This is a genomic window from Burkholderia sp. 9775_39 (genome assembly GCF_015712225.1).
Lineage (GTDB): Bacteria > Pseudomonadota > Gammaproteobacteria > Burkholderiales > Burkholderiaceae > Burkholderia > Burkholderia cenocepacia.
Window position 1 is genome coordinate 1 of record NZ_JACCQC010000049.1, and the last position, 18,928, is coordinate 18,928.

Here is an 18,928-nt window from a genome sequence, read left to right on the forward strand (position 1 = left end):
GATCCCCTTGAAGGGTCGTTCGAGACCAGGACGTTGATAGGTCAGGTGTGTAAGCGCAGTAATGCGTTCAGCTAACTGATACTAATTGCCCGTAAGGCTTGATCCTATAACAAGTCTGCCTTGTAGATCGGCGCCGTGCGAAAGCACCGGTCGCGATCCAAAGCGACATGTTGAATTCTCGTGTGTGATACACACAACCTAAATTACTGCTTCTTCCAAGATTGGTTGCGCTGCGAAGCAACGCAACAACCCCCTTTGCCTGATGACCATAGCGAGTCGGTCCCACCCCTTCCCATCCCGAACAGGACCGTGAAACGACTCTACGCCGATGATAGTGCGGATTCCCGTGTGAAAGTAGGTAATCGTCAGGCTCCCTAAGCCAGAAACCCCCGCCCGAAAGGCGGGGGTTTTTGCATTGGTGCGCCAAAAAAAGCGTGCGGCGCAACGGTGCCAAGGCTACGTCCACTGGCTCCCCGCTGACGCAATCAATCGGAGCGCCGAGCCCGCCAGTTCCACACTCGCTGTTCGTGCCGTCCGGCATCTCCCGCCACTTCCTTTTGCCAATCGGACCTATCCCTCTTCGGGCCGGCTCCAGCTAATGCTGCACATCCAGCGCCGATAGCTGTGATGGCCGGTGATGAGCGATGTTGATCGACGATGATCGATAAATACCGCTTCCTGACGAAGACCTCGCTTCATCTCTCGACGCTTCGGTGTGCCACATCAAATGCCTCACTCCGCGAGCGCAGCGCGAAATCGTCATAAAAAATCTATGCGCATAAAGTTCATTCGCCCGGCATGCTCGACAGAGCGGAGAGCAAGCCCTTCGGGGTAATATCGCCGTTCGTCCCGATTCGCCGGTGCGTGTCTGCATCCCCGGCGGTCGGCGTCTTTGGCCTTCCGTCTCCTGCATCGTTCATGACAGACAGCCCCGCCCAAAGTGGTCGGACGACCGACTTCTTGCCGTATCTCGTCGCCGCGACGTTCTTCATGGAGTACCTCGACACGACCGTGATCGCGACTGCGCTGCCGCAAATGGCCAGCTCGTTCGGCGTCGGACCGAATGCGCTGAGTCTCGGGATGACGGCGTACATGCTGGCGCTGGCGGTGTTCATTCCGATCAGCGGCTGGATCGCGGACCGCTATGGTTCGCGTACCGTCTTCGCGAGTGCGATCGTCGTCTTTACCGGCGCGTCGGTGCTGTGCGGGCTGTCCGAAGGGGTGATGTCGTTCACGGCTGCGCGGCTGCTGCAGGGTGTCGGCGGGGCAATGATGGTGCCGGTCGGCCGGATGATCGTCGTGCGCAGTACCGAGAAGGCGAGACTGATGCGCGCGATCGCGACGATCACGTGGCCGGGCATCGTCGCGCCCGTCGTCGGGCCGCCGATCGGCGGCTTCATCACGACCTACGCGTCATGGCGATGGATCTTCCTGTTGAACGTCCCGTTCGGTCTTGCCGCACTCGTTTGTACCTGGCTGATCGTCCGGAATACGCGGGCCGACGAGCAACGGCCGCTCGACTGGGTCGGCTTCGTACTGGCCGGTGGCGCATTGACGTGCCTGCTGATCGGCACGGAAGCGGCCGGACAGCAGGATGTCGACTTCACGCGCGCGGGTGTCCTGGTGGGCGCAAGCGTGCTGTTCGGCATCGCCGCGTGGCTGCATGCGCGACACAGCGCGCATCCGCTGCTCGATTTCACGACGCTGAAGGTGCCGACGTTCTCGGTGACGGTGATCACCGGTTCGATCACGCGGATGGCGATCAACGCCGTCCCGTACCTGCTGCCGCTGCTGTTCCAGATCGGCTTCGGGCTGTCGCCGTTTCAGTCAGGCCTGTTGCTGCTCGCGAGCGCGCTCGGCAATCTCGGGATGAAGGCGGGGACATCGTGGATCCTCGACCGTTACGGCTTTCGGCGTGTCGCGCTCGTCGACGTGACGATCGTCGGCATCTTCACGATCGCATGCGGCTGGCTCACTGCGTCGACGCCGTTGGCGATCACGCTGTTCGTCGTATTCGTCTACGGGCTCACGCGGTCGATGCAGTTCACGACGCTCGCGACGCTGGCCTATGCGGATATCCCGTCTCACCAGACGAGCGCGGCCAGCACGCTGTGGAGCGCCGCGCAGCAGATGACGATCGGAATGGGGATCGCATTTGGCGCATTGTCGCTGCGGCTAGCGGCATTGGTGCGCGGCGATGCGGCCGGCATGCACTACGTGCTCGACGATTTCCGCTGGGCGTTCGTCGCGGCGGGCGTGCTCGCGCTGCTGACGTTGCCGGGCTATGCACGGCTGGCTTCCAATGCTGGCGACCGGCTGCGGGCCAACATAGCGCGAGGATAGGCCCGACTGCAAATCGAATTGGCGGTGCAACCAGTGAGTGAGCTTGTTTTTGGGCGCTCACCCGAGGCGCCGATTCGTCACGGTAGCGATCGCTTGACGGTCAGCGTAACCGGTTTGCCGTCACCGCGGGCGAATGGGCCTGCCGCGCAACCATGCTGGACCGCCGCGCTCTCCGGACAATGACGTGCGGTGCCGGAACGAGCATCAAGGCCGAATGCGATATGCGGACGACAGTAGCGCCGTCGTCCCGATTCCCGCTACTGCGCATCATGGAAGATGATGCCGATCGTGTGGCGATGGCCGCTTCGAATCCGGCTGACGCCGTGGCGCAAGTTGACGCGATAGACGCCGCGGGTTCCCTGCACCGGCCGGCCGTGCACCGCGAAGATCACGGCGTCGCCTTGTGTCAGCGGCACCACTTCCGCGCGCGACTGCATGCGGGGTCGCTGTTCCGTCAACACGAACTCCCCACCACTGAAATCGCGGCCCGGTGCCGACAGCAGGATCGCGACCTGCAGCGGAAACACGTGCTCGCCGTACAGGTCCTGATGGAGACAGTTGTAGTCGTCGGCGCCGTATTGGAGGATCAGCGGCGTCGGTCGCGTCTGTCCCGCCGCATGGCAGCGATCGAGGAACGTCGCATGCTCCTTCGGATAACGAACGTCGACTCCGAGTGCCTGGTTCCAGCGATTAGCGATCGGCGCGAGATGCGGGTAGAGCGTCGCGCGCAGCTCGGCGATGACCGCAGGCAACGGATACGCGAAATACTTGTATTCGCCGCGGCCGAAGCCGTGCCGGGCCATCACGACACGTGAACGATAGAGTGCATTGTACGGATAGAGCGACGCGAGTGCATCGCACTCGTTTGCCGACACCAGGCCCGGTACGCGCGCGCATCCGTAGCGATCGAGTTCGCCCTCGACCGTCGGCCAGTCGAGGGCGTCGACGCGTTGCGCGATGTCCAGCGATTCGACGGCAGGTTGCAGATCGGCAATGTTCACGGGCGTACCTCTGGGCATCGGCGGTGTGGGGCCGTGCAGTCGCGCACGGTCGAGTCCACGATGGAAGTTGATGAACCCAGTCTAGCGGCGTCCATGCGCCGGTACGCTCCAGATCTTGCGCTTTAATTCGGATGATGAAACAGCGAAAAGCGGGCTGCGGCATCGGCACACTGAATGTGGTGAGGTACCAGAGAGGTGGCGGAGGAGAAGGAGAAGCGAAGAGGTAGCGAAACGCCAGATCCAACCTATCGCGGCGGATGGCGGCTCCCGCCCGCCACCCGCCGCGTCCACAAATCAGGCCAGCGACCGGAACAACCAGTAAAGCCCCGCCGCGAGCGCGATCGACGCCGGCAGCGTCAGCACCCACGCGAGAACGAGGCTGCGCACCGTGCTCCATTGCAACCCGGAGCCGTTCGCCGCCATCGTGCCCGCGACGCCCGACGACAGCACGTGAGTCGTCGACACGGGCAGCCCGTACATGTCGGCGGCACCGATCGTCAGCATCGCGACGAGTTCGGCCGATGCGCCTTGTCCGTAGGTCAGATGCTGCTTGCCGATTTTTTCGCCGACGGTCACGACGATGCGCTTCCAGCCGACCATCGTGCCGAGGCCCAGCGCGATCGCGACGGCGACCTTCACCCACGTCGGAATGAACTTGGTCGCGTGGTCGAGCTGCTTGCGGTAGTTGTCGATCGCGAGCTTGTCGGCGGCGGCGAACGCGGGTTGCCCCGACTTCTCGATCAGGCGAATGGCCTCGGACACGAGGTACATCGTGTTGCGCACGTTGTCGACGTCGCGTTGCGGCACGGCCGCCATCGAGCCCGACGCGCCGACGGCGGTCGCGAGCGACGTGGACAGCTGCGCGACGGCCGGCAGCACGGCGGGTGTCAGTTCACGGTGCTGCACGTAGTGTTCGACATCGGCACGCGGGTTCGCGGACGGCGCGATGCCGTTCGTGTACTTCCCGAACGTCGCAGCCGCCTGGTTCGCGACCGCCACGAAGGTCTGCGATTCGGCGGGCGTGACGGCCTTGTTCAGCGCATACGCGGTCGGCACCGTGCCGATCAGGATCAGCATGATGAGCCCCATCCCTTTCTGCCCGTCGTTCGACCCGTGGGCGAACGACACGCCGGTGCAGGTGAGGATCAGCAGGCAGCGAATCCAGAACGGCGGCGGCTGATCCTTCGGCGGCTCCTTGTACAGCTCCGGAATCCGCACGAGCGCCTTCAGCACGAGCAGCAGCAGCGACGCGCACAGGAAGCCGACGATCGGCGAGAGCAGCAGCGACTTGCCGACCCCGAGCGCCTGGCCCCAGTCGACGCCGCTCGTGCCGGACGGCCCATGCATCAGCTGGTTCATCAGCCCGACGCCGATGATCGACCCGATCAGCGTATGCGAGCTCGACGACGGCAGCCCGAAATACCAGGTCGCGAGGTTCCACACGATCGCGGCGATCAGCAGCGCGAACACCATCGCGAAGCCCGAGCCGCTGCCGACCTGCAGGATCAGCTCGACCGGCAGCAACTGCAGGATGCCGAACGCGACGGCGCCGCTCGAGACCATCACGCCGAGGAAGTTCCACATGCCCGACCAGATCACCGCGACGTTCGGCGTCAGCGAGTGCGTATAGATCACGGTCGCGACCGCATTCGCGGTGTCGTGGAAGCCGTTGACGAATTCGAAGCCCAGCGCGATCAGCAGGGCGGCGCCGAGCAGCAGGTACGGGAACAGCGTCCCTTCGCGGACCGGCGCCAGATCGGCGACCAGGTGGGTGGCGATATAGACGGCGCCGAGCACGAGCACCAGCAGGAAGGCGGCATAGCCGACCTGCCGGGTGCGCGCGACGGAGCCCGGATTGTTCGGGGCGGACGAAGCAGGTTGATTCATGACGGCATCTCGTAAGGGAACCGCGTCCGATCCTAGCTGCGGCTAGCAGTCAGTTTGATGACAGTCGGGACGACGAACGGTGTGTCTTACGGGGATGTAAGGCGAGTGGCGGCATGCGAAGCAGCGAGTCGCGTCGATCACTCACATAGTGAACACGACAGCGGCTTACGCGCCGGTATCGCGCTGCTCATCATCCGTCGTCGCCAACGTCCAGCCGGCCGGCGACGCGACGAACGTCGTGCACGACAGCGGCGCAACGTCGAGACGCGCGGCCGCGGCGTGGTCCATCCGCAGCACATGCGCGATGGCCGCGCGGACGATCGGCGCATGCGTGATCGCGATGACGTCGCGCTCGCGCGGCAACCCGTCGAACCACGTGCCGACCCGACGTGCGGCGGCGTCGAACGATTCGCCGCGATGCGGCGACGCGGACGGCGTGCCGATCCACGTGGCAAGTTCGTCAGGCAGATCGCGTGCGAGATCGTGCAGCCGCTTGCCTCGCCAGTCGCCGTAGTCGATGTCGCGCAGCGCGTCGTCGATGTCGGCGTGCAGCCCGAGTGCGTCGGCGGTCTGCGTTGCGCAGCGTGCCGGGCTGCACAGCACGAGCGAGCCGGCGATGGCCGTCCACCGGCCGTGCAGCGCGGCGGCTTCGGCAAGCCCGCGCGCGTCGAGCGGATCGTCGTCGGGAAACGTGCCGGTGCGCATCGCGCGGGTCGAGGCGTGCGCGATCAGGCGCAGCGAGGCATGCAGGTTCATGTCGGTGGTCGGATGATCCGGAGCGGGGCGCGCTTGCCCATCTGTCGTCGCTTCAATACGCGAACGTTCGCGCGTACAATTCGCCCGATACGAAGCGCGGAAGCCGGTGCAATTCCGGCGCGGTCGCGCCACTGTAACCGGGGAATCGATGATCCCGGAAGCCAGACCTACCTTCGTACCCATCCATCATTTGTCGGGGCGCGATTCCCCTGAGGTGTATCCATGAGCGAAGCAGTGCTGAAGCCGGCGGTCGTGCCGGCACCCATCCCCGTCCGTGAGCTGTTGCCGTGGGCCGTGTTCGTCGGCCTGATCCTGCTGCTCGCACTCTATTTCGTCGGTGCGGAACAGGGCGCGACGTCGCTCGTGCCGGGCATGTATGTCCACGAATTCGTCCACGACGGCCGCCATCTGCTCGGCTTTCCCTGCCACTGACGCGGAGTAAAAGATGGTCGGAAAGCTGCTCATGCGCGGGATGCTCGCAGGCATCGCCGCGGGCCTCCTCACGTTCGGTTTCGCGAAAGTCGTCGGCGAACCGCAAGTCGATCAGGCGATCGCCCTCGAAGAGAAAACCGCCGCCGCCCAAGGCGAGGCACCGGAGCCGGAACTGGTCAGCCGCCACACGCAGGCCGGCCTCGGGCTGCTGACGGGCGTCGTGACCTACGGCGCGGCATTCGGCGGGCTGTTCTCGCTGGTCTTCGCGTATGCGTACGGACGCGGCAGCCGCCTGCCGGCACGGCCGCTGGCCGCCTGGCTCGCGCTGGCGGCGTTCGTCGCGCTCGTGATCGTGCCGAACCTCAAGTACCCGGCCAATCCGCCGTCGGTCGGCGACCCCGATACGATCGGGTATCGCACGGGCCTGTTCTTCCTGATGATCGCGATCTCGGTCGCAACGATGGTGTTCTCGGTCAGCGTGCGCCGCCATCTGGTGGCAAAGCTCGGGCAGTGGAACGCGTCGATCGTCGCCGGGCTCGTGTTCGTCGCGATCATCGCGGCCGTGCAGATCGGGCTGCCGTCGGTCAGCGAGTTGCCGGCCGATTTCCCGGCGGCCTTGCTGTGGAAGTTCCGCGTGGCGGCCATCGGCATGCAGGTGATCATGTGGACGACGATCGGCCTGCTGTTCGGTGCGTGGGTCGAACGCGGCGAACGCACCGGCACCGGCGTTCGCGCCGCCTGACGCGCGGGCCGGGCGGGCGCGCCTAGCGCAGCATGCGCGGCGCGCTCCACGTCGATTCGCGCGCCAGCGCGACGAACGCGGCCAGATAGTCGATCGCGGCATCCGCTTCGCGGATGCCGAGGAAGATCTGTTTCGCGATGCCGTTCTTGCCGAGCTTGACCGGCACGACCGGCATCCGGTCCGCATACTCGTCGGCGAGCCACCGCGGCAGCGCGGCCACGCCGCGCCCGCTCGCGACCATCTGCAGCATGATGTCGGTCGTCTCGATCGACTTGTGCCGCCTCGGCACGATGCCGGCCGGCGTCAGGAACTGGTTGTAGATGTCGAGCCGGTCGGTTTCGACCGGGTACGTGATCAGGATCTCGTCGGTCAGTTGCTCGGGCGTCACGTAGTCGGCATTCGCGAACCGGTGCGAATCCGCGACCACCAGCACCTGTTCGTAGTCGAACACGGGATCGAAGCGCAGCCCCGGCTTGTTCAGCGGATCGGGCGTCACGAGCACGTCGATGTCGTAACCGAACAGCGCGCCGATGCCGCCGAACTGGAAGCGCTGCTTCACGTCCACGTCGACGTCGGGCCAGCGCGACAGGTACGGCGACACGACCTTCAGCAGCCACTGGTAGCACGGATGGCACTCCATCCCGATACGCAGCGTGCCGCGCTCGCCCTTCGCGTACTGCTTCATCCGTTCCTCGGCGAGCTCGAACTGCGGCAGCAGCCGGTTCGCCAGCTTCAGCAGATACTGCCCGCCCTGCGTGAGCCGCAGGCCGCGGCCTTCGCGGTCCCAGATCGGCGTGCCGAGCTGCTGCTCGATTTTCCTGACGGTATGACTGAGGGCCGACTGCGTGAGGTGCAGCGCATGGGCCGCCGCGGTCAGCGAGCCCTGGCGCTCGACTTCACGAATGACGACGAGATGGAATCGTTCCAGCATGGCTTGCGCACACCCGACGAATGCATGAAGAATGTTAATGGATGAATGAAATAATGCCATTTTATTTCATGGTTTGAAATCCCTATGATGGCTACCGGATCTTCATTTTTCTCTGGACGGCAGCCTCATGGTCACGACACACAACCTCGGTTTTCCGCGCATCGGCGCGAAGCGCGAACTCAAGTTCGGTCTCGAACGCTACTGGAAGGGCGAATCGTCGCGCGACGAACTGAAGGCGCTCGGCGCCGAACTGCGCCGGCGCCACTGGCACGACCAGCGCGACCTCGATCTCGCGCCGATCGGCGATTTCGCGTTCTATGACCAGGTGCTCGACATGAGCTTCACGCTCGGCAACCTGCCGAAGCGCGTGCAGGATTTCCACGGCGATGCGCTCGACAACGCTTTCCGCGTCGCGCGCGGCCGGTCGGCGCAGTCGGCGGAGGCGCACGCCGCGTGCTGCGGCGGGGTCGCGGCCGGCGAAATGACGAAGTGGTTCGACACGAACTATCACTACATCGTGCCGGAGTTCCATGCGGACACGAACTTCTCGCTCGATCCGTCGCGTCTGCTGCAGCAACTGGCCGAAGCGAACGCGCAGGGCGTGAATGCGAAGCCGGTGATTCTTGGCCCCGTCACGTACCTGTGGCTCGGCAAGGCGAAGGACGATTCCGATCGCCTCGCGCTGTTGCCGAAGCTGCTGCCCGTGTACGGCGCGCTGCTCGACACGCTGACCGCGCAGGGCGTCGAATGGGTGCAGATCGACGAGCCGATTCTCGTCACCGAGCTCGATGCCGAATGGCGCCACGCGTTCCGCACCGCGTACGCGGCACTGGAAACGCGCCGTATCAAGCTGCTGCTCGCCACGTATTTCGGCCAGCTTCAGGACAACCTGACGCTCGCGGCGTCGCTGCCGGTCGACGGCCTGCATATCGACGCGATCAACGCACGCGACGAAGTCGACGCGCTGGTGCGTGAGCTGCCGCCCGAACGCGTGCTGTCGATCGGCGCGATCAACGGCCGCAACATCTGGAAGACGGACCTGAACGCGACGCTCGACTGGCTCGAGCCGCTCGCGAAGCAACTGGGCGACCGGCTGTGGCTTGCGCCGTCATGCTCGCTGCTGCACGTGCCGGTCGATCTCGCGAACGAGGCGAAGCTCGACGCGGAAATCCGCTCATGGCTCGCGTTCGCGCTGCAGAAGCTCGACGAGCTGAAGGTGCTCGCGACCGCCCTGAACGAAGGCCGCGACACGGTGGCCGACGCGCTCGCCGCGAATGCCGCCGCGATCGAGTCGCGCCGCCGCTCGCCGCGCGTGAACAATCCGGCGGTGAAGGCCGCGATCGCCCGCATCGACGCGCGGCTCGGCAACCGCGCGAGCCCGTATGCGCAGCGTGCGTCGAAGCAGTCGGCGCGCCTGAACCTGCCGGCGTTCCCGACGACGACGATCGGCTCGTTCCCGCAGACCGCCGAAATCCGCCAGGCGCGCAGCCGGTTCAAGGCCGGCACGCTGGACGAAGCCGGCTATCGCACGGCGATGCAGGCCGAGATCGAACGCAGCGTCCGCGAACAGGAATCGCTCGAGCTCGACGTGCTCGTGCACGGCGAAGCCGAGCGCAACGACATGGTCGAATACTTCGGCGAACAACTCGACGGCTACGCGTTCAGCCAGTTCGGCTGGGTGCAGTCGTACGGTTCGCGCTGCGTGAAGCCGCCGATCCTGTTCGGCGACATCAGCCGCCCGAAGGCGATGACGGTCGAGTGGATCACCTATGCGCAGTCGCTGACGAACAAGCCGATGAAGGGGATGCTGACCGGCCCCGTGACGATCCTGAACTGGTCGTTCGTGCGCGACGACCAGCCGCGCTCGGTGTCGTGCTACCAGCTTGCGCTGGCGATCCGCGACGAAGTGCTCGATCTCGAGCAGGCCGGCGTGCGCGTGATCCAGATCGACGAAGCGGCGCTGCGCGAAGGGTTGCCGCTGCGCCGCGCGCAGTGGAGCGAATACCTGAAGTGGGCGGTCGAGTCGTTCCGCATCACCGCGAATGGCGTGCAGGACGATACGCAGATCCACACGCACATGTGCTATTCGGAGTTCAACGACATCATCGCGTCGATCGCCGACATGGACGCGGACGTGATCACGATCGAGACGTCGCGCTCCGACATGGAGCTGCTCGATGCATTTGACGACTTCAAGTATCCGAACGAAATCGGGCCGGGCGTGTACGACATCCATTCGCCGAACATCCCGACGCAGGATCACATCGTCGGCCTGATGAGGAAGGCGGCCGAACGGATTCCGGCGGAACGCCTGTGGGTGAACCCGGATTGCGGGCTGAAGACGCGTCAGTGGGCGGAAGTGATTCCGGCGCTGACGAACATGGTCGCGGCTGCGAAGACGCTGCGCAATCAGGTGCGGTAGCCACGCGGCAAGCACCGTGCGGCACCGTCGCGATCAACGATCGCGACGGCAAAAAAAAGCGGCCCGCAGAAGCGGGCCGCTTTCGTCATGCGTGCATTTGCGCGATGCGCCGGGCGTTACGCGGTGCGCGTGCCGCGCGGCAGCACCTCGTCCGTCTTGCCGGGTGCACCCGCATCGTCGATGCTGACCCGGCGCGAGATCAGCCACACGCACAGCGACGACAGCACGGCGGCACTCGCGTACTGGATCGCGAGCGGCCACCAGTGCGGCGTGGTGTTCTGCGCGATGACGGTCGCCACCAGCGGCGTGAGGCCGCCGGCGAGCGCGCCGCACACCTGGTACGCGATCGAGATCGCCGTATAGCGGATCCGTGCGACGAAGATGCCGCTGACGAAGCCCGCGACCACCGAGTAGTAGCCCGATTCCGCGAGCGTCGCGAGGCCGACGCCGACCGTGATCGACACCGGCGTGCCGAGGTGCACGAGCGGCAGCATCACGAACGGGACGATCATCGCCCAGGCGCCGGTGATCAGCAGCACGCGCGTGGTGCCGAAGCGTTGCGCGAGGAACGCGGCCGCGAGCTGCACGACGAACTGCAGCACCGCGACGATCGTCATGCAATGCAGCACCATCGACCGGTCGAGCGACAGGAACTGCGTCGCATAACTGATCATGAAGATATTGCTGAAATACACGCCGGCGATCCCGTACACGTTCGCGCCGATCGCGAGCAGCAGCAGCGGCCAGTACTTGAGCGCTTCGCGCACCGGGTTCCGTGCGGTGTTGCCGCTCTTCCTGACTTCCTCGAACTCGGGCGACTCGGACACGCTCGCGCGGATCACGAAGCCGACGACCAGCAGCACGGCGCTCGCGAGGAACGGCACGCGCCAGCCCCAGCTCATCATGTCGTCCTTCGACAGCGTGCTGATCGCGCCGAACGCGAGCATCGACAGGATCAGGCCGCTCGCGCTGCCGAGCTGCGCGAACGACGCGAAGAACGTACGCTTGCCTTCCGGCGCGTGCTCGCCGGCCAGCAGGACCGCGCCGCCCCATTCGCCGCCGACCGCGATGCCTTGCAGCACGCGCATCAGCACGAGCAGGATCGGTGCGACCACGCCGGCTTGCGCGTGGGTCGGCAGCAGGCCGATCGCGACCGTCGACACGGCCATCAGCATCAGCGTCGCGAGCAGCGACCGCTTGCGGCCGAAGCGGTCGCCGAGATAGCCGAACAGCACGCCGCCGAGCGGCCGCGCGAAGAAGCCGACCGCGAACGAGCCGAACGACGCGAGCAGGCTGATGAAGCGGTTTTCGCCGGGAAAGAACAGCGGCCCGAATACGATGGCGGCGGCGGTCGCGTAACTATAGAAGTCGTACCACTCGATCGTGGTGCCGACGAACGAAGCGAGCGCTGCCCGCTTCGGTTGCTTGACGGAAGTCCCCATCTTTGTGTGTGCTCCTCTGGAATCCTCTGATTTGGAATAGATGGCGGTGCGGGGATCAGTCGCGGTACGCGACGCCCGGCAGCACGCACAGCAGCTCGTACGCGAGGTTCGCGCCGAGCAGCGCCGTGGTGCCGAACGGGTCGTACGGCGGCGCGACTTCGACGAGATCGCAGCCGACGATGTTCAGCCCCTTCGCGCCGCGGATGATCTCGAGCGCCTGCGGCACCGTGAGGCCCGCGATTTCCGGCGTGCCGGTGCCCGGCGCGTAGGCGGGGTCGATGCCGTCGATGTCGAAGCTGATGTAGACGGGCGTGTCGCCGATGCGCGCGCGCACTTCTTCCATCAGCGGCGCGAGCGACTTGTTCCAGCATTCCTCGGCCTGGACGACGCGGAAGCCCTGCTCGCGGCACCAGTCGAAATCCTCGGCCGCGTAGCCGGTGCCGCGCAGGCCGATCTGCGTGACCTTGTCGCCGTGCAGCAGGCCTTCCTCGACCGCGCGACGGAACGGTGTGCCGTGCGCGATCTTTTCACCCATCATCGTATCGTTCACGTCGGCGTGTGCATCGACGTGGATCAATGCAACCTTGCCGTGCTTGCGGTGGATCGCGCGCAGGATCGGCAGCGCGATCGTATGGTCGCCGCCGAGCGTGATCGGCTTGCAGTCGTGCTCGAGAATCGCGTCGTACGCGGCCTCGATGCGGGCGATCGAATCGTGCAGGTTGTACGGATTGATCGCGACGTCGCCGATGTCGGCGATCTGCAGCGAATCGAAGGGTGCTGCGCGGGTGGCCATGTTGTACGGGCGCAGCAGCACGGATTCGGTGCGGATCTGGCGCGGGCCGAAGCGCGCGCCGGTGCGGTTGGACGTGCCGAGGTCGAACGGCACGCCGACGAAACAGGCGTCGAGGCCTTCGGCGCTCGCCACGTGCGGCAGGCGCATCATCGTCGCGATGCCGCCGCAGCGCGGCATTTCATTGCCGCCGAGCGGCTGGAAATGGGTGTGGTCGTTCATGGGGGCGTCTCTTCCAGTGTGGGGTTGCCGTATCATGCGACGCGGCTTGGCGCACAGTTTTACGCGCTCCGCCGGGAAAGAAGAATGCGAAGATATCGACGTAAACATCGATTCTCATCGATGTATGGAAGGGGATGAACGTGCTGGGGAATCTGTCGACCCTCGATCTGCGGTTGATCCGCGTGTTTCTCGCGGTCACGGACGCGGGCGGCGTGTCGGCCGCGCAGGCGGTGCTGAACGTCGGCCAGTCGACGATCAGCGCGCAACTGTCGTCGCTCGAGACGCGGCTCGGCTACCGGCTCTGCGAACGCGGCCGCAGCGGCTTCCGGCTCACGCCGAAGGGCGAGCGGTTCCACGCGATGAGCCGCAAGCTGCTCGCGGCGCTCGACGAATTCGGGATGGCCGCTCGGCACATGGACCGCCAGCTGGTCGGCACGCTGAACATCGGCCTGATCGGCCATACGCCGGTGAGCCAGAATGCGCGGATCGCCGAGGCGATCGCCGCGTTCCGCACGCGCGACGAGGCCGTGCGCTTCTCGATTTCGGTGCGCGCGCCCGGCGATCTCGAGGAGAAGCTCCTGAGCGACGAGATCCAGATCGCGGTCGGCTATTTCTGGCACCGCGTGCCGTCGCTGCATTACACGCCGCTGTTCATCGAGCGTCAGGTCGCGTATTGCGGCCGCGGCCATCCGCTGTTCGACGGCGCGGGCACGCTGACGCCGGCCGACGTCGCGGGCTTCGAATGGGCGTGGCGCTCGTATCCGCTGCCCGAGGCGCAACTGTCGACGACGCCCGACCGCGTGACCGCGACCGCCGACAACATGGAGGCCGTCGCGCTGCTGATCCTGTCCGGCCACCATCTCGGCTACCTGCCGCAGCATTTCGCGGCGCCGTACGTCGCGCAGGGGCTGCTCGCGCCGCTCAATCCGGAGCAACTGCGCTACGACGTGACGTTCCACATGGTCGTCGCGCGCAACGGGCGCGGGAATCCGCTCGTGGAGGCGTTCCTCGAGGATCTCGAGCGCGCGCATCAAGCGCCGGACGTCGCATGACACCGGCGCAGCCGGCAAGGTGAACGAGCGTTGCGGCCGGCCGGGCTGGCCGGCCCGGCGCGCATCACGGCACCGGCAAACCCGCGTCGTGCTTCACCTCGCGCAGCGACAGCGCGGATTCGATCGACGTCACGCCCGGCAGCATCCGCAGCGAATCGCGCAGGAACGTGCCGTAGTCGTCGAGGTCGCGCGCGACCACCTGCAGCAGGTAATCGGCCGTGCCCGCGACGTTGTGGCACGCGAGAATCCGCTCGATGCCGAGCACTTCCCGTTCGAACCGGTCGGCGACCTTGCGGTCGTGCGTCGCGAACCGCACGAGCACGAACGCGACCACGCCGAAGCCGAGCGCCTGGCGTGACAGCTGCGCACGATAGCGCTCGATGTAGCCGTCGTTTTCGAGACGTTTGAGGCGCCGGGCGCAAGGCGTCTCGGACAGGCCCACGGATTCGGCGAGCCGTGCGATCGGCAGCCGGCCGTCGCGTTGCACCGCAGCGAGGATCGCGCGGTCGGTTTTGTCGAGGTCGATCATGTTGGCGGAATCCTTGTTCTGATAGGGGGATTGTGGCGGATTCCACCACGAATCGCCAAGCCTCAGCCAAAGATGGCCAATAATCCCTCCTCCTTCAGCGGCAACATATCGTCATTGGAGGACGGGGGCGGACCATGATTTCCACGCATTTGCTGTTGATTTATCTCGCCGCGCTGGCGGCCATTTATGCGGTGCCGGGGCCCGACATGGCGCTCGTGCTGCAGACCAGCATCGGCCGCGGCGTGCGGCCGGGGATGGCGGCGGCAGCCGGCCTGTCGCTCGCGCGCACCGCGCACGTGACGCTGTCGGCGTGCGGCGTCGCGGCGCTGATCCGTAGCGCGCCGTGGCTGTACGAAGTGATTCGCTACGGCGGCGCGCTCTATCTCGCGTATGTCGCGATCCAGGTGTTCCGCTCGCCGGTGTTCGCGCTCGGCGACGGCGACGCGGCGGCGGGCGAGTTGCGGCAGTCGTTCGTGAAGGGGCTGCTGACCAACCTGCTGAACCCGAAGGCGCTGCTGTTCTGCTCGGTGCTGCTGCCGCAGTTCGTGCGGCCCGAGGCCGGGCCGGTCGTCTGGCAGATGTTCGAGCTCGGCGCGCTGCTGGTGGCGGCCGGTGTGTGCTTCGACCTCGCGTGCGTGTTCGGCGCGTCGCGCATCGCGGCGTGGATGCGTGCGCATCCGCTCGCGCAGACGGTGCAGCGCTGGACCTTTTCCGCGGCGCTGATCGGGTTCGCGCTGCGGCTGTCGATGGACTGAGCGTCGTCGCGGCATGGTCGCCGCGCGGGCCGATCGGCCCTGCGGCGCGCCGTGAGGGATCGATGCAGGCCGCGCGCAATGCCGGCCTTCGCGCGCATGCCTTGCCGCAGCAGGGCGTGCGCGCAAATCGTCTGACTGTTCTAAACTTCCTTTAACTTCGCGCGGTCGCACACGCGCTGTCGCGAACCGACTGACCGAACGGAACCGTCTTCCGCAGGCTATGTCCGATTTCCTGGCTGTTCCGTGCAACGCGGTACCAAGGAGGGTCTGAACATGGCAAGGCATCTTCAAGCCGACCGTGAGCCCCGCATCGTGGCCGAGTCCAAGTGCCTCGGCCAGTGCGATCCGGCAGAACGCATTCACGTCACGATCATGTTGCGGCGGCAGGAAGAAGGGCAACTCGATGCATTGGTTCACCAGCTCGCCACCGGCGACGCCCGCGCAAAACCGGTGTCGCGCGACGCTTTCGCGCAGCGTTTCTCCGCCAATCCCGACGACATCCGCAAGACCGAGGCGTTCGCGCGACGTCACCAGTTGACGGTCGATCGCGTCGATCCGGTCGAAAGCGTCGTCGTGCTGTCCGGCACGATCCGGCAGTTCGAAACCGCGTTCAGCGTGAAGCTCGAGCGTTTCGAGCATCGTTCGATCGGCCAATACCGCGGCCGCTCGGGCCCGATCGCGCTGCCCGACGAGCTCGGCGATGCGGTGACGGCCGTGCTCGGCCTCGACAGTCGCCCGCAGGCGCGGCCGCACTTCCGCTTCCGTCCGCCGTTCAAGCCGGCGCGCGGCGCGGCGGCCGTCACGTTCACGCCGATCCAGCTTGCGTCGCTGTACGACTTTCCGGCCGGCGACGGCGCCGGGCAATGCATCGCGATCATCGAGCTCGGCGGCGGCTATCGCGCGGCCGACATTCAGCAGTATTTCCGCGGGCTCGGCATCACGACACCGCCCAAGCTCGTCGACGTGAACGTCGGCACCGGCCGCAATGCGCCGACCGGCGAGCCGAACGGCCCGGACGGCGAAGTCGCGCTCGACATCGAAATCGCCGGCGCGATCGCACCGGCCGCGAAGATCGCCGTCTACTTCGCGCCGAACAGCGACGCAGGCTTCATCCAGGCCGTCAACGCGGCCGTGACCGACAAGACGAACCAGCCGTCCGTGATCTCGATCAGCTGGGGCGGCCCGGAAGCGATCTGGCAGGCGCAGTCCGCACACGCGTTCAACCGCGTGCTGCAGGCGGCCGCCGCGCAGGGCATCACCGTCTGCGCGGCGTCCGGCGACAGCGGCTCGGGCGACGGGTTGCAGGATGGCGCCGATCACGTCGACTTCCCCGCGTCGAGCCCGTACGTGCTCGGCTGCGGCGGCACGCAGCTCGACGCGCTGCCCGGGCAGGGCATTCGCAGCGAGGTCACGTGGAACGACGAGGCGTCGGGCGGCGGCGCGGGTGGCGGCGGCGTCAGTGCGCTGTTCGACCTGCCGGCGTGGCAGCAGGGGCTGAAGGTCGCGCGCGCCGACGGCAGCAGCACGCCGCTCGCGAAGCGCGGCGTGCCGGACGTCGCCGGCGACGCGTCGCCGCAGACGGGCTACGAAGTGTCGGTGGCCGGCACGCCCGCGGTGATGGGCGGCACGAGCGCGGTCGCGCCGCTGTGGGCCGCGCTGATCGCGCGGATCAATGCGGCGGCCGGCGCGTCGGCCGGCTGGATCAATCCGGTGCTGTACAAGCATCCGGGCGCGCTGCGCGACATCACGAAAGGATCGAACGGCACCTATGCGGCCGCGTCGGGCTGGGACGCGTGCACGGGGCTCGGCAGCCCGAACGGCGCGCAGCTCGCCACGATCCTCGCGCGCAAGCCGTCGAGCTGACGCGCCGGCGCACGCCTTTCCGTTCGACGCGGGTGGTCTGCCCGCGTCTTTTTTCACCTCCAGGAGCAGCACGATGGGCATCGATTCCGCATCTTCCGGCGGCGTGTATCCGCTGCATCACGGCGACCACAATTCGCATGGCGTGCCGCCGACCATCAACCCGGTCGCGCTGAGCCACGGCCGCGACCAGCCGTTCTTCGACCCGGTCGCGTACGGCAACGGCCCGGACGATTCGGTGACCGACACGACCGAGGCGGCCGCGATCACGCACCACACGATCCTGATCGACGGGAAACGCATCGCGTACACGGCGACGGTCGGCCATCTGGTGACCGTCGATCCGAGCAGTTCGCAGCCGGCCGCGAAGATTTTCTACGTCGCGTTCACGGCCGACGGCGCGAAGGAGGAAACGCGGCCCGTGACGTTCTTCTACAACGGCGGGCCCGGTTCGTCGTCGGTGTTCGTGCTGCTCGGCTCGTTCGCGCCGAAGCGCATCAAGACGTCGATGCCGGGTTTCACGCCGCCCGCGCCGTACCAGATCGAAGACAACCCGGACAGCATGATCGACCACAGCGACCTGGTGTTCATCAACCCGGTCGGCACCGGCTATTCGGCGGCCGTCGCGCCGAACAAGAACCGTGACTTCTGGGGCGTCGACCAGGATGCGAATTCGCTGAAGCAGTTCATCAAGCGCTACCTGACGAAGAACAACCGCTGGAATTCGCCGAAATACCTGTTCGGCGAATCGTACGGCACCGCGCGCAGCTGCGTGCTCGCGTACAAGCTGCACGAGGACGGCGTCGACCTGAACGGCGTCACGCTGCAATCGTCGATCCTCGATTACCGGCAGGCCGGCAACCCGGTCGGTACGCTGCCGACCGCCGCGGCCGATGCGTGGTATCACAAGAAACTCGGCATCAAGCCGCCGCCGAGCGATCTCGGCGCGTTCGTCGAGGAGGTCGCGCAGTTCGCGCGCACCGACTACCTGAGCGCGCTGCGCGCGGTGCCGCATGCGAACCCGGCCACCGTGCAGAAACTGTCGCAATACACGGGCATCGATACGGCGACGCTGCAGTCGTGGGGGCTGAATATCGCCGGCTACGACGCGCGCGGCAATTCGCTGTTCCTGACGACGCTGCTGCATGCGCAGGGGCTCGCGCTCGGTTCGTACGACGGCCGCGTGACCGGAATCTCGTCGGGTATCGCCGGCAAGATCGACCCGAATTCGGGCGGCAACGATCCGACGATGACGGCCGTGACGGGCGTCTATACGGCGATGTGGAACAGCTACCTGAACGAGCAGCTGAAGTTCACGTCGAACTCCGCGTTCACGGACCTGAACGACCAGGCGTTCCAGAACTGGGATTTCAGCCACATCGACCCGACCGGCGCGCAGCAGGGCATCGATGCGCAGGGGAACGTGATCCTCTACACGGCCGGCGACCTCGCCGCGGTGATGGCGTTGAACGTCGACCTGAAGGTGCTGTCGGCGAACGGCTTCTACGATTTCGTCACGCCGTTCTACCAGACCGTGATCGATCTGCAGCAGATGCCGCTGGAGGACCAGAAGGTGCGGCAGAACCTGTCCGCGCGGTTCTATCCGTCGGGGCACATGGTGTATCTCGACGGTGGCTCGCGCACCGCGCTCAAGCGCGATCTCGCGACGATGTACGACGCGACGGTCAGCGATACGGGCGCGCGGATGCGGATTCGTGCACTGCAGGCGAAGAAGACGGGTGGGCACGCGTAGCGTTGCCCGTC

The 18,928-nt window shown here is 66.2% G+C and carries 15 protein-coding genes, 2 rRNA genes and 1 riboswitch; of the genes, 10 read left to right on the forward strand and 7 right to left on the reverse strand.

Annotated features, from left to right (window positions below; genetic code table 11):
• From H0X90_RS34180 to H0X90_RS34190, 3 genes are all read left to right on the forward strand, one after another.
• A 23S ribosomal RNA gene (locus H0X90_RS34180) occupies window positions 1-106 on the forward strand; the annotation flags it as partial.
• A 152-nt stretch (window positions 107-258) separates the two neighbouring features.
• Window positions 259-371: ribosomal RNA gene (gene rrf / locus H0X90_RS34185) — 5S ribosomal RNA — on the forward strand.
• A 547-nt stretch (window positions 372-918) separates the two neighbouring features.
• Window positions 919-2,343, forward strand: a complete 1,425-nt coding sequence (locus H0X90_RS34190) for a DHA2 family efflux MFS transporter permease subunit (protein WP_012493569.1) — start codon at window positions 919-921, stop codon at window positions 2,341-2,343.
• A gap of 257 nt (window positions 2,344-2,600) precedes the next feature.
• Here the strand turns inward: H0X90_RS34190 and H0X90_RS34195 are convergent, their stop codons facing one another.
• The 3 genes from H0X90_RS34195 to H0X90_RS34205 form a co-directional block, all read right to left on the reverse strand.
• Window positions 2,601-3,362, reverse strand: coding sequence for a 2OG-Fe(II) oxygenase (locus tag H0X90_RS34195; protein WP_077021841.1), 762 nt, complete (start codon window positions 3,360-3,362; stop codon window positions 2,601-2,603).
• 276 nt (window positions 3,363-3,638) lie between these two features.
• Window positions 3,639-5,231 (reverse strand): inorganic phosphate transporter, encoded by a 1,593-nt coding sequence (locus tag H0X90_RS34200; protein WP_006488499.1) that lies wholly within the window; start codon window positions 5,229-5,231, stop codon window positions 3,639-3,641.
• Between the two features lie 165 nt (window positions 5,232-5,396).
• On the reverse strand, window positions 5,397-5,987 hold the full coding sequence (locus H0X90_RS34205) for a histidine phosphatase family protein (RefSeq protein ID WP_069353713.1): 591 nt from the start codon (window positions 5,985-5,987) through the stop codon (window positions 5,397-5,399).
• 46 nt (window positions 5,988-6,033) lie between these two features.
• Window positions 6,034-6,177, forward strand: a riboswitch (cobalamin riboswitch).
• A gap of 32 nt (window positions 6,178-6,209) precedes the next feature.
• Here H0X90_RS34205 and H0X90_RS34210 point away from each other — a divergent pair.
• Both H0X90_RS34210 and H0X90_RS34215 read left to right on the forward strand, forming a co-directional pair.
• Window positions 6,210-6,419 (forward strand): CbtB-domain containing protein, encoded by a 210-nt coding sequence (locus H0X90_RS34210; protein ID WP_006488502.1) that lies wholly within the window; start codon window positions 6,210-6,212, stop codon window positions 6,417-6,419.
• 13 nt (window positions 6,420-6,432) lie between these two features.
• On the forward strand, window positions 6,433-7,161 hold the full coding sequence (locus H0X90_RS34215; RefSeq protein ID WP_043204817.1) for a CbtA family protein: 729 nt from the start codon (window positions 6,433-6,435) through the stop codon (window positions 7,159-7,161).
• A gap of 22 nt (window positions 7,162-7,183) precedes the next feature.
• On the opposite strand, the gene H0X90_RS34220 is transcribed toward H0X90_RS34215, so the two are convergent.
• The gene (locus tag H0X90_RS34220) at window positions 7,184-8,092 is read right to left on the reverse strand and encodes a LysR family transcriptional regulator (protein ID WP_059720899.1); all 909 of its coding nucleotides are present in this window, start codon (window positions 8,090-8,092) and stop codon (window positions 7,184-7,186) included.
• Between the two features lie 127 nt (window positions 8,093-8,219).
• Between H0X90_RS34220 and metE the strand changes: the two genes are divergently transcribed.
• Window positions 8,220-10,514, forward strand: a complete 2,295-nt coding sequence (gene metE / locus H0X90_RS34225) for a 5-methyltetrahydropteroyltriglutamate--homocysteine S-methyltransferase (RefSeq protein ID WP_060210955.1) — start codon at window positions 8,220-8,222, stop codon at window positions 10,512-10,514.
• 116 nt (window positions 10,515-10,630) lie between these two features.
• Here metE and H0X90_RS34230 read toward each other — a convergent pair whose 3' ends face one another.
• Both H0X90_RS34230 and speB read right to left on the reverse strand, forming a co-directional pair.
• Window positions 10,631-11,956, reverse strand: a complete 1,326-nt coding sequence (locus H0X90_RS34230) for an MFS transporter (protein WP_006495119.1) — start codon at window positions 11,954-11,956, stop codon at window positions 10,631-10,633.
• A 55-nt stretch (window positions 11,957-12,011) separates the two neighbouring features.
• Entirely contained in the window at window positions 12,012-12,968 is a 957-nt protein-coding gene (gene speB / locus H0X90_RS34235) for an agmatinase (RefSeq protein ID WP_006495120.1), read from the reverse strand.
• A gap of 140 nt (window positions 12,969-13,108) precedes the next feature.
• Between speB and H0X90_RS34240 the strand changes: the two genes are divergently transcribed.
• On the forward strand, window positions 13,109-14,020 hold the full coding sequence (locus H0X90_RS34240) for a LysR family transcriptional regulator (RefSeq protein ID WP_034203465.1): 912 nt from the start codon (window positions 13,109-13,111) through the stop codon (window positions 14,018-14,020).
• Window positions 14,021-14,084: 64 nt separating this feature from the next.
• On the opposite strand, the gene H0X90_RS34245 is transcribed toward H0X90_RS34240, so the two are convergent.
• The gene (locus H0X90_RS34245) at window positions 14,085-14,549 is read right to left on the reverse strand and encodes an Lrp/AsnC family transcriptional regulator (RefSeq protein ID WP_006488501.1); all 465 of its coding nucleotides are present in this window, start codon (window positions 14,547-14,549) and stop codon (window positions 14,085-14,087) included.
• A 134-nt stretch (window positions 14,550-14,683) separates the two neighbouring features.
• Here H0X90_RS34245 and H0X90_RS34250 point away from each other — a divergent pair, with 134 nt between their 5' ends.
• From H0X90_RS34250 to H0X90_RS34260, 3 genes are all read left to right on the forward strand, one after another.
• Window positions 14,684-15,304 (forward strand): LysE family translocator, encoded by a 621-nt coding sequence (locus H0X90_RS34250; RefSeq protein ID WP_006488495.1) that lies wholly within the window; start codon window positions 14,684-14,686, stop codon window positions 15,302-15,304.
• A gap of 273 nt (window positions 15,305-15,577) precedes the next feature.
• Entirely contained in the window at window positions 15,578-17,167 is a 1,590-nt protein-coding gene (locus H0X90_RS34255; protein ID WP_048987877.1) for a protease pro-enzyme activation domain-containing protein, read from the forward strand.
• Between the two features lie 73 nt (window positions 17,168-17,240).
• Complete coding sequence (locus H0X90_RS34260; RefSeq protein ID WP_006483848.1) at window positions 17,241-18,917, forward strand: S10 family peptidase; 1,677 nt, start codon at window positions 17,241-17,243, stop codon at window positions 18,915-18,917.
• The last annotated feature ends 11 nt before the right edge of the window (window positions 18,918-18,928 follow it).